The organism is Pseudomonas sp. 1L-E-NC-VB-C3 (assembly GCF_057291535.1).
On record NZ_JBXAWD010000007.1, the window covers coordinates 221,926 to 233,594 of the forward strand.

8 protein-coding genes are annotated in these 11,669 nt (G+C 58.5%); 7 read left to right on the top strand and 1 reads right to left on the bottom strand.

The genetic code is table 11. From position 1 onward, the window contains the following. Positions 1-881 precede the first annotated feature (881 nt). On the bottom strand, positions 882-2,171 hold the full coding sequence (gene gltA / locus AC0Z5Z_RS13885; protein WP_003222994.1) for a citrate synthase: 1,290 nt from the start codon (positions 2,169-2,171) through the stop codon (positions 882-884). Positions 2,172-2,534: 363 nt separating this feature from the next. Between gltA and sdhC the strand changes: the two genes are divergently transcribed. The 7 genes from sdhC (at position 2,535) to lpdA (ending at position 11,662) form a co-directional block, all read left to right on the top strand. After that, complete coding sequence (sdhC, locus tag AC0Z5Z_RS13890; protein WP_016773673.1) at positions 2,535-2,909, top strand: succinate dehydrogenase, cytochrome b556 subunit; 375 nt, start codon at positions 2,535-2,537, stop codon at positions 2,907-2,909. Then, positions 2,903-3,271: a succinate dehydrogenase, hydrophobic membrane anchor protein gene (gene sdhD, locus AC0Z5Z_RS13895; protein ID WP_008049683.1), complete on the top strand. Its 369-nt coding sequence runs from the start codon at positions 2,903-2,905 to the stop codon at positions 3,269-3,271. Before sdhC ends, sdhD begins: the two co-directional genes overlap by 7 nt. A gap of 3 nt (positions 3,272-3,274) precedes the next feature. Next, the gene (sdhA, locus tag AC0Z5Z_RS13900; protein WP_024012149.1) at positions 3,275-5,047 is read left to right on the top strand and encodes a succinate dehydrogenase flavoprotein subunit; all 1,773 of its coding nucleotides are present in this window, start codon (positions 3,275-3,277) and stop codon (positions 5,045-5,047) included. 11 nt (positions 5,048-5,058) lie between these two features. Beyond that, a complete protein-coding gene (locus AC0Z5Z_RS13905) occupies positions 5,059-5,763 on the top strand; it encodes a succinate dehydrogenase iron-sulfur subunit (protein ID WP_016773675.1) in 705 nt (234 codons plus the stop codon). A gap of 251 nt (positions 5,764-6,014) precedes the next feature. Further along, positions 6,015-8,846 (top strand): 2-oxoglutarate dehydrogenase E1 component, encoded by a 2,832-nt coding sequence (locus AC0Z5Z_RS13910; protein ID WP_041479560.1) that lies wholly within the window; start codon positions 6,015-6,017, stop codon positions 8,844-8,846. A gap of 44 nt (positions 8,847-8,890) precedes the next feature. After that, complete coding sequence (gene odhB, locus AC0Z5Z_RS13915; RefSeq protein ID WP_024012151.1) at positions 8,891-10,117, top strand: 2-oxoglutarate dehydrogenase complex dihydrolipoyllysine-residue succinyltransferase; 1,227 nt, start codon at positions 8,891-8,893, stop codon at positions 10,115-10,117. A 108-nt stretch (positions 10,118-10,225) separates the two neighbouring features. Continuing rightward, positions 10,226-11,662 carry a dihydrolipoyl dehydrogenase gene (lpdA, locus tag AC0Z5Z_RS13920; protein ID WP_016773678.1) on the top strand — a complete coding sequence of 479 codons (1,437 nt, stop codon included), beginning with the start codon at positions 10,226-10,228 and terminating at the stop codon, positions 11,660-11,662. Positions 11,663-11,669 lie beyond the last annotated feature (7 nt).

Genomic DNA, 11,669 nt, shown 5'->3' on the forward strand with positions numbered 1-11,669 from the left:
GCGACTTACTTTTTTACAAGCGCCTAAAAAAGTAAGCAAAAAACGCTAGCTCCTACGTTCGGCCCGCTCGCTGGGGCTCGGGGTTCCTTCGCTCCGGGACTGATCCTGGCGCAGCGGCTCCGGTTTGCTTCGCTGCACCTCCTTCCGCTGTGTCTGGCTGCGCCAGACGGTCGCTGCGCTCCCACGCCCGGATCAATCCCTCCGCTCAGCCTTCCGACGTCGCCCGTGGATCAAGATCAAAAGCACTCGAGCTTGCGCTCATTGTTGAGTGGTTAGAAGCGTCGCATGGCTTGAGATTTTCGGTGGATTCGCCCCTCACCCCAGCCCTCTCCCGAGGGAGAGGGAGCCGATTTGTGTGGTGTTCAAAACCTGCATTCGACTCGGTATCGCAAGTCGGCGTGTTTCGCCCAAACACCTCGGTCAGTTCCCTCTCCCTCTGGGAGAGGGCTAGGGTGAGGGGCTCTTGATCTGGCTTTGGCTTTTGCTTTTGATCTTTTGCCCCTTCGGCAGGCTTCGTTACGGGATCGATCCGGGGGTGGGAGCGTAGCGACCGTACGACGTAGTCGTACACAGCGAGTGTAGGTGCAGCGAAGCCAACCGGAGCCGCTGCGCCCGGATCGGTCCCGTAACGAAGGTACCCCGAGCCCTAGCGAGCGGGCCGTACGCCGGGGCAAAGCCTTTTGGGTTACCTTTTCGGCGTTTGGAAAAGGTGACTCGCTGTAAGAGCGAAACCGCCAGCGGCAGCACCCGCAGCAACGGATATGCCCCCAAAATCCAAGAACCAGTCGGCCCGAAGGCCGCTGAAACCACAAACAAAAACGGCCTCTATATAAGAGGCCGTTCCTGACACACCACTAAACCATCACAAAAAAGAAAAACCCTTATTTGCGATCTTCCAGCTTGGTAATGTCACGCGACTCGTAACCGGTGTACAGCTGGCGCGGACGGCCAATCTTGTACGGGCTCGAAAGCATTTCTTTCCAGTGCGAAATCCAGCCCACAGTACGCGCCAGGGCGAAAATCACCGTGAACATGCTGGTCGGAATGCCGATCGCCTTGAGGATGATCCCCGAGTAGAAGTCGACGTTCGGGTACAGCGAGCGCTCGATGAAGTACGGGTCGGTCAACGCGATCTCTTCCAGGCGCATGGCCAGTTCGAGTTGCGGATCGTTGTTGATGCCCAGTTCCTTCAGCACTTCGTCGCAGGTCTGCTTCATGACAGTCGCGCGAGGGTCGCGGTTCTTGTAGACGCGGTGACCGAAGCCCATCAACTTGAACGGATCGTTCTTGTCCTTGGCCTTGGCGATGAACTTGTCGATGTTCGACACATCGCCAATCTCGTCGAGCATGGTCAGCACGGCTTCGTTCGCACCGCCGTGGGCAGGACCCCACAGTGCGGCGATACCGGCAGCGATGCAGGCGAACGGGTTGGCACCCGAAGAGCCGGCCAGACGCACGGTGGAGGTCGAAGCGTTCTGCTCGTGGTCGGCGTGGAGGATGAAGATCCGGTCCATGGCCTTGGCGAGTACCGGGCTGATCGGTTTGATCTCGCACGGGGTGTTGAACATCATGTGCAGGAAGTTTTCCGCGTAAGTCAGATCGTTGCGCGGGTACATCATGGGTTGGCCCATGGAGTACTTGTAAACCATCGCTGCCAGGGTCGGCATCTTCGCAACCAGACGGATCGCGGAAATTTCGCGATGCTGCGGGTTATTGATGTCCAGGGAGTCGTGGTAGAAGGCCGAGAGGGCGCCGACTACACCGCACATGACGGCCATCGGGTGGGCGTCGCGACGGAAACCGTTGAAGAAGGTTTTCAGCTGCTCGTGAACCATGGTGTGGTTCTTCACGGTGCTGACGAACTGGGCCTTCTGTTCTGCGGTCGGCAATTCGCCGTTGAGCAGCAGGTAGCAGGTTTCCAGGTAGTCCGACTTTTCAGCCAGCTGTTCGATCGGGTAGCCGCGGTGCAACAAAATGCCGTTGTCGCCGTCGATATAGGTAATTTTCGATTCGCACGAAGCGGTCGACATGAAACCCGGGTCGAAAGTGAAGCGGCCCGTGGCCGTCAGGCCCCGAACATCGATTACATCGGGACCAACGGTGCCGGTTAAAATGGGCAGCTCGACGGGGGCTGCGCCCTCGATGATCAACTGCGCTTTTTTGTCAGCCATGTGGCCTCCTATTTATGCTTGAACCATCAGACAGACCCCCCACGCAGGGCCCGCACCACTATAGTGAGATAAATTCGAATGTCAATTTGCCTAAAGTCTTGCTCCAGAAGGCTTTAAGCCGACTTTTTCCTCGAAATTGCCTGCCATTTACGCCTTTTATGCAACTTGTGCAATCCGCTATTGGGGGTAGGTGAACGCGTTGTCATTAGTAGCCTAACTGTCTATACTCGGCCACCGACCGCCAAGGGCTTTTGGGCTTGCTTTCATTGGGGGTCGCATCCCTGGGTGGTGGTTACCTGACCAGTGCACTCCCCAACAACTTTGCCCTGATTGTTAGGGGCTCTTCAGTGTGAAAAAAAAGCCGTGAAAAGCCAACGACCTGTAAACCTAGACCTAAGGACCATCAAACTCCCAGTCACTGCTTACACGTCCATTCTTCACCGTATCTCCGGTGTCATCCTCTTCGTGTGCCTTGCCATCATGCTTTACGCATTGGACAAGTCGCTGAGCTCCGAGGAAGGCTTCGGTCAGGTGAAAGCGTGTCTGACCAGTCCGCTAGCCAAGCTAGTGATTTGGGGCATCCTGTCCGCTCTGCTGTATCACCTGGTAGCCGGTGTGCGCCACTTGATCATGGACATGGGCATCGGTGAGACGCTGGAAGGCGGCAAACTGGGCTCGAAAATCGTTATCGCCGTTTCCGTGGTGGTAATCGTTCTGGCAGGAGTCTGGATATGGTAACTAACGTCACTAACCTGTCGCGTTCGGGCCTCTATGACTGGATGGCACAGCGTGTGTCTGCGGTCGTTCTCGCGGCTTACTTCATCTTTCTGATCGGATACATCGTCGCCAACCCTGGCCTCGAGTATGCCCAGTGGCATGAACTGTTCGCTCACAACGGAATGCGTATTTTCAGCCTGCTGGCCCTTGTTGCTCTGGGCGCTCACGCCTGGGTCGGCATGTGGACCATCGCGACCGACTACCTGACGCCAATGGCGTTCGGCAAGTCCGCAACGGCGATACGTTTCCTTTTCCAGGCAGTATGCGGCGTTGCGATGTTCGCTTACTTCGTCTGGGGTGTGCAGATTCTCTGGGGTATCTGATTCATGGCTAACATTCCAACGATTTCTTTCGACGCCATCATTATTGGTGGTGGCGGTGCCGGCATGCGCGCTGCGCTGCAGCTGGCACAGGGCGGCCACAAGACTGCGGTGATCACCAAGGTTTTCCCGACCCGTTCGCACACTGTGTCCGCACAGGGCGGCATCACGTGCGCCATCGCTTCCGCCGACCCGAACGATGACTGGCGCTGGCACATGTACGATACCGTAAAGGGTTCCGACTACATCGGTGACCAGGACGCTATCGAATACATGTGTCAGGAAGGCCCGGCTGCCGTGTTCGAGCTGGACCACATGGGTCTGCCGTTCTCGCGTACCGAGCAAGGCCGCATCTACCAGCGTCCGTTCGGTGGCCAGTCCAAGGATTACGGCAAGGGCGGTCAGGCTGCACGTACCTGCGCTGCATCCGACCGTACCGGTCACGCGCTGCTGCACACCCTTTATCAGGGCAACCTGAAAGCCGGTACCACGTTCCTCAACGAGTACTACGCTGTTGATCTGGTGAAAAACCAGGAAGGCGAATTCGTTGGTGTGATCGCGATCTGCATCGAAACCGGCGAAACCTCCTACATTCGTGCCAAGGCCACGGTTCTGGCCACTGGCGGTGCAGGCCGTATCTACGCGTCCACCACCAACGCCCTGATCAACACCGGTGACGGCGTCGGCATGGCTCTGCGTGCTGGCGTGCCGGTACAAGACATCGAAATGTGGCAGTTCCACCCGACCGGCATCGCCGGCGCCGGTGTACTGGTTACCGAAGGTTGCCGTGGTGAAGGTGGTTACCTGATCAACAAGCACGGCGAGCGTTTCATGGAGCGTTATGCTCCGAACGCGAAAGACCTTGCAGGTCGTGACGTGGTTGCCCGTTCGATGGTTAAGGAAATCATCGCCGGCAACGGTTGCGGTCCGAATGGCGACCACGTAATGCTCAAGCTCGACCACCTGGGCGAGGAAGTGCTGCACAGCCGTCTGCCAGGCATCTGCGAACTGTCGAAGACTTTCGCCCACGTTGACCCGGTAGTTGCTCCGGTTCCGGTTGTGCCGACCTGCCACTACATGATGGGCGGCGTTGCCACCAACATTCATGGCCAGGCGATCACCCAGAACGCCGAAGGTCAGGACCAGATCATCCCTGGCCTGTTCGCGGTAGGCGAAGTGGCTTGCGTATCGGTACACGGTGCGAACCGTCTGGGCGGCAACTCGCTGCTCGACCTGGTGGTCTTCGGTCGCGCTGCCGGCCTGCACCTGGAAAAGGCGTTGACCGATGGCATCGAATACGACGACGCTACCGAGTCCGACATCGAAGCTGCACTGTCGCGTCTGAACGCGCTGAACAACCGTACCGACGGTGAAGACGTTGCCACCCTGCGTCGCGAGCTGCAAAGCTGCATGCAGAACTACTTCGGTGTATTCCGTACCGGCGAATACATGCAGAAGGGCATCGCTCAGCTGGCCGATCTGCGCAAGCGTATCGCCAACGTGAAGATCAACGACAAGTCGCAAGCGTTCAACACTGCACGTATCGAAGCGCTGGAACTGCAGAACCTGCTGGAAGTGGCTGAAGCTACCGCCATCGCGGCCGAAGTACGTAAAGAGTCCCGCGGCGCTCACGCCCGTGAAGACTTCGAAGACCGTGATGACGAAAACTGGCTGTGCCACACCCTGTACTTCCCGGGTGACAAGCGCGTCACCAAGCGTGCCGTGAACTTCTCGCCGAAGACTGTTCCGACTTTCGAACCTAAAGTCCGGACTTATTAAGGGTGACCGCCATGTTGCAAGTCAGTGTTTATCGCTACAACCCTGATCAGGACGCCGCGCCGTTCATGCAGGATTTCCAGGTCGATACCGGTGGTAAAGACCTGATGGTGCTGGACGTGCTGGCCCTGATCAAAGAGCAGGACGAAGGTTTCTCCTATCGTCGCTCCTGCCGTGAAGGCGTCTGCGGCTCCGACGGCATGAACATCAACGGCAAGAACGGTCTGGCCTGCATCACGCCGCTGTCTGCCGTTGTAAAAGGCAACAAACTGATCGTTCGTCCGCTGCCAGGTTTGCCGGTTATCCGTGACCTGGTTGTCGATATGAGCATCTTCTACAAGCAATACGAGAAGGTGAAGCCTTACCTGCAGAACGACACGCCGGCTCCGGCCATCGAGCGTCTGCAGTCGCCAGAAGAGCGCGAAAAGCTCGACGGTCTGTACGAGTGCATCCTGTGCGCCTGCTGCTCGACCTCTTGCCCGTCCTTCTGGTGGAACCCGGACAAGTTCCTGGGTCCTGCTGCGCTGCTGCAAGCCTACCGCTTCCTGGCAGACAGTCGCGACACCAAGACCAGCGAGCGTCTGGCTTCACTTGACGACCCGTTCAGCGTTTTCCGCTGCCGGGGCATCATGAACTGCGTCAACGTATGTCCGAAAGGCCTGAACCCGACTAAGGCCATCGGTCACATCCGTAACATGCTGCTTTCGAGCGGCGTGTGATTCAGCTGCTGTAACCGTTGTACCGTAGAGGCTGTGGCGCGGGCTTCAACCCGCGTCATGGCTATAACCAGAGCCGTAGCCATAAGCTGCAGCTCTTCTTTTGAAGAAATGAGACAAGCAGGGGCATCCGGGCTGGTACCCGGACTATCAGTGTGATCCTAGGTGGCTTGTTTTAGTCGCTGCATTCGGACTTCTGCAAGTTTGCTCGGTGTCGACACCGATGGTGTTCCCCTAACCGAGGGTGACCAAGCATGCAAGAAAGCGTGATGCAGCGCATGTGGAACAGCGCCTACCTTTCAGGTGGAAACGCTGCCTATGTGGAAGAGCTTTATGAGCTCTACCTGCACGACCCTAACGCTGTGCCAGAAGAGTGGCGCACCTACTTTCAGAAGTTGCCAGCCGACGGCAACTCTGCCACTGATGTTTCGCACTCGACGATTCGCGATCATTTCGTGCTGCTGGCAAAGAACCAGCGCCGCGCCCAACCGGTTTCCGCCGGCAGCGTGAGCAGTGAGCACGAGAAGAAGCAAGTTGAAGTGCTGCGATTGATCCAGGCCTACCGTATGCGTGGCCACCAGGCAGCCCAGCTTGACCCGCTGGGGCTGTGGCAGCGTCCTGCACCTGCAGACCTGTCGATCAATCATTACGGCTTGACCAATGCCGATCTTGATACGACCTTCCGTGCCGGCGACCTGTTCATCGGCAAAGAGGAAGCGAGCCTACGCGAAATTCACGAAGCGTTGCAGCAGACATATTGCCGCACCATCGGCGCTGAGTTCACGCACATCACCGATTCCGAGCAGCGCCAGTGGTTCCAGCAGCGTCTGGAAAGCGTGCGTGGCCGTCCGACGTACTCCGCCGACATCAAGAGCCACCTGCTTGAGCGCGTGACTGCCGGTGAAGGCCTGGAAAAATACCTCGGCACCAAATACCCGGGCACCAAGCGTTTCGGTCTGGAAGGCGGCGAAAGCCTGATTCCGATGCTCGACGAACTGATCCAGCGTTCCGGCTCGTACGGCACCAAGGAAGTCGTCATCGGCATGGCCCACCGTGGCCGTCTGAACGTACTGGTCAACACCTTCGGCAAGAACCCGCGCGAGCTGTTCGACGAGTTCGAAGGCAAGAAGAAGGTCGAGCTGGGTTCCGGTGACGTTAAATACCACCAGGGCTTCTCGTCCAACGTGATGACCACCGGAGGTGAAGTTCACCTCGCCATGGCGTTCAACCCGTCCCACCTGGAAATCGTTTCCCCGGTGGTCGAAGGTTCGGTGCGCGCCCGTCAGGACCGTCGCAACGACCTGACCGGTGAGAAAGTTCTGCCGATCTCCATCCACGGTGACGCGGCATTCGCCGGTCAGGGCGTGGTCATGGAAACCTTCCAGATGTCGCAGACCCGCGGTTTCAAGACCGGCGGTACCGTGCACATCGTGATCAACAACCAGGTTGGTTTCACCATCAGCAACCCGCTGGACTCGCGCTCCACCGAGTACGCCACCGACGTTGCCAAGATGATCCAGGCGCCGATCCTCCATGTGAATGGTGATGATCCGGAAGCCGTGCTGTTCGTGACCCAGCTGGCCATCGACTACCGCATGCAGTTCAAGCGTGACGTGGTGATCGATCTGGTCTGCTACCGTCGTCGCGGCCACAACGAGGCCGACGAGCCAAGCGGCACCCAGCCACTGATGTATCAGCAGATCACCAAGCAGCGCACCACCCGTGAGCTGTACGCTGATCGCCTGACTCAGGCCGGTGTGCTTGACGCTGAACGCGTTCAGGCCAAGGTCGACGAATACCGCAACGCGCTGGACAACGGTCTGCACGTAGTGAAATCGCTGGTCAAAGAGCCGAACAAAGAGCTGTTCGTCGACTGGCGTCCGTACCTGGGCCACGCCTGGACTGCGCGTCACGACACGCGTTTCGATCTCAAGACCCTGCAAGAGCTGTCCGCCAAGCTGCTGGAAATTCCGGAAGGCTTCGTCGTTCAGCGCCAGGTCGCGAAGATCTACGAAGACCGTCAGAAGATGCAAGCCGGCGGCCTGCCGATCAACTGGGGTTACGCTGAAACCATGGCGTACGCGACCCTGGCGTTCGAAGGTCACCCGATCCGCATGACCGGTCAGGACATCGGCCGCGGTACGTTCTCGCACCGTCACGCTGTGTTGCACAACCAGAAAGACGCGGGCACCTACATTCCGCTGCAGAACCTGTACGACGGTCAGCCACGTTTCGACCTGTACGACTCGTTCCTCTCGGAAGAAGCGGTACTGGCATTCGAATACGGTTACTCGACCACCACGCCAAACGCGCTGGTGATCTGGGAAGCCCAGTTCGGCGACTTCGCCAACGGTGCTCAGGTCGTGATCGACCAGTTCATCACCAGCGGCGAGCACAAGTGGGGCCGTCTCTGCGGTCTGACCATGCTGTTGCCACACGGTTACGAAGGCCAAGGCCCTGAGCACAGCTCGGCTCGTCTTGAGCGTTACCTGCAGCTGTGCGCCGAGCACAACATTCAGGTGTGCATGCCGACCACGCCAGCACAGATCTACCACTTGCTGCGTCGTCAGGTGATCCGTCCGCTGCGCAAGCCGCTGGTCGTGCTGACGCCGAAGTCGCTGCTGCGCCACAAGCTGGCCATCTCGACGCTGGAAGATCTGGCCGAAGGTTCGTTCCAGACCGTGATCCCGGAAATCGACGCACTGGACCCGAAAAAGGTCGAGCGCGTGGTTCTGTGCAGCGGCAAGGTCTACTACGACCTGCTGGAAAAACGCCGTGCCGAAGGCCGCGAAGATATCGCCATCGTGCGTATCGAGCAGCTGTATCCGTTCCCTGAGGACGACTTGAAAGAAGTCCTGGCTCCGTACACCAACGTCAAACACGCCGTTTGGTGTCAGGAAGAGCCGATGAACCAGGGTGCCTGGTACTGCAGCCAGCATCACTTGCGTCGCAGCATCGCCAACCTCGACAAGACTCTCGTACTTGAGTACGCGGGCCGTGAGGCTTCGGCTGCGCCAGCTTGTGGTTACGCATCGATGCACGCCGAGCAGCAGGAAAAACTGCTGCAAGATGCTTTCACTGTTTAACGCCTTCGCGCTGACTGAAACCGAATTTTAAGGACCCACAGATAATGGCTATCGAAATCAAAGCCCCGTCATTCCCGGAATCGGTTGCCGATGGCACCGTTGCCACCTGGCACAAGAAACCAGGTGAGGCCGTCAAGCGTGACGACCTGATCGTCGACATCGAAACCGACAAAGTCGTGCTCGAAGTGTTGGCTGAAGCAGACGGCGTGCTGGGCGCAATCGTTGCCGAAGAGGGCGCTACCGTTCTGTCGAACCAGGTCCTGGGCTCGATCGAAGAGGGCGGCGCTGCTGCTGCCGCTCCTGCCGCCGCTGCTGCTCCGGCCGCTACTGCCGCTGCCGCACCAGCTGCTGCCGATGGCGAAGATGACCCGATCGCCGCTCCTGCCGCGCGCAAGCTGGCTGAAGAAAACGGCATCAACATCGCTTCCGTTGCCGGCACCGGCAAGGGCGGTCGTGTGACCAAGGAAGACGTGGTAGCAGCGGTTGCTGCCAAGAAAGCCGCTCCGGCTGCCGCACCTGCCAAGGCTGCTGCTCCTTCGGCTGCTGCGCCTGTGTTCGCTGCCGGCGACCGCATCGAGAAGCGCGTACCGATGACTCGCGTACGTGCCACCGTGGCCAAGCGTCTGGTTGAAGCCCAGTCGAACATGGCGATGCTGACCACGTTCAACGAAGTCGACATGACCGAAGTCATGGCGCTGCGTTCGAAGTACAAGGACCTGTTCGAGAAGTCCCACAACGGCGTACGCCTGGGCTTCATGTCGTTCTTCGTGAAAGCGGCCACTGAAGCGCTGAAACGCTTCCCGGCTGTCAACGCGTCGATCGACGGCGGCGACATCGTTTACCACGGCTACGCAGACATCGGCGTTGCCGTTTCCAGCGACCGTGGCCTGGTGGTACCGGTTCTGCGTAACGCCGAGCTGATGAGCCTGGCTGAAATCGAAGGCGGCATCGCAACATTTGGCAAGAAAGCCCGTGACGGCAAACTGTCGATGGACGAGATGACCGGTGGTACCTTCACCATCACCAACGGTGGTACCTTCGGTTCGATGATGTCGACGCCGATCGTCAACCCGCCGCAGGCAGCGATTCTGGGCATGCACAACATCATCCAGCGTCCGATGGCCATCAACGGTCAGGTCGTGATCCGTCCGATGATGTACCTGGCTCTGTCCTACGATCACCGTCTGATCGATGGCAAAGAAGCTGTGACCTTCCTGGTGACCATCAAGAACCTGCTGGAAGATCCGGCTCGTCTGTTGCTGGATATCTAAAAAGCAGCTGCAAGCTTTCAGCTACAAGCCTCAAGCTCAGGGCGAGCGGGTGGGCTTGCAGCTTGAAGCTTGCGGCTTGTAGCTTTATTGCTAAAGAGGATTTTTTGAATGTCGCAGAAATTTGACGTAGTAGTGATCGGTGCCGGCCCTGGTGGCTATGTAGCGGCCATCAAGGCTGCTCAGTTGGGCCTGACCACTGCCTGCATCGAGAAGTACACCGACGCAGAGGGCAAGCAAGCCCTGGGCGGTACCTGCCTGAACGTAGGTTGCATTCCTTCCAAGGCGCTGCTCGACAGCTCGTGGAAATACAAGGAAGCCAAAGAGAGCTTCAACGTTCACGGTATCTCGACCGGCGAAGTCAAAATGGACGTCGCTGCGATGGTTGGCCGCAAGGCTGGCATCGTCAAGAACCTGACCGGCGGCGTTGCCACCCTGTTCAAGGCCAACGGCGTTACTTCGATCCAGGGCCACGGCAAGCTGCTGGCCGGCAAGAAAGTCGAAGTCACCAAGCCGGACGGTTCGGTTGAAGTCATCGAAGCGGAAAACGTCATTCTCGCGCCAGGTTCGCGTCCGATCGACATTCCACCGGCTCCGGTTGACCAGAAAGTCATCGTCGATTCGACTGGCGCTCTGGAGTTCCAGTCCGTACCTAAACGTCTGGGCGTGATCGGCGCTGGCGTGATCGGTCTGGAGCTGGGTTCGGTATGGTCGCGTCTGGGTGCAGAAGTGACTGTTCTCGAAGCACTGGACACTTTCCTGATGGCAGCGGACACCGCTGTTTCCAAGGAAGCGCTGAAAACCCTGACCAAACAGGGTCTGGACATCAAGCTGGGCGCTCGCGTTACCGGTTCGAAAGTCAACGGCGAAGAAGTCGTCGTCAACTACACCGATGCCAACGGCGAACAGACCATCACTTTCGACAAGCTGATCGTAGCCGTTGGTCGCCGTCCGGTGACCACTGATCTGCTGTCTGCCGACTGCGGCGTGGAAATCGACGAGCGCGGTTTCATCGCGGTCGATGACCATTGCGTCACAGCTGTACCGGGCGTCTTCGCCATCGGTGACGTGGTTCGCGGCATGATGCTGGCCCACAAGGCTTCGGAAGAAGGCATCATGGTTGTCGAGCGCATCAAGGGCCACAAGGCTCAGATGAACTATGATTTGATCCCTTCGGTTATTTATACTCACCCGGAAATCGCGTGGGTTGGCAAAACCGAGCAGGCGCTGAAGGCCGAAGGCGTTGAAGTCAACGTCGGCACCTTCCCGTTCGCCGCTTCCGGCCGTGCCATGGCTGCCAACGATACCGGTGGTTTCGTCAAGGTCATCGCCGATGCCAAGACCGACCGCGTATTGGGCGTGCACGTGATTGGCCCGAGCGCTGCAGAACTGGTTCAGCAGGGCGCGATCGGTATGGAATTCGGCACCAGCGCTGAAGACCTGGGCATGATGGTTTTCTCCCATCCGACCCTGTCCGAAGCCTTGCACGAAGCTGCTCTGGCAGTGAATGGCGGCGCCATTCACATTGCCAACCGCAAGAAGCGTTAAGACATAA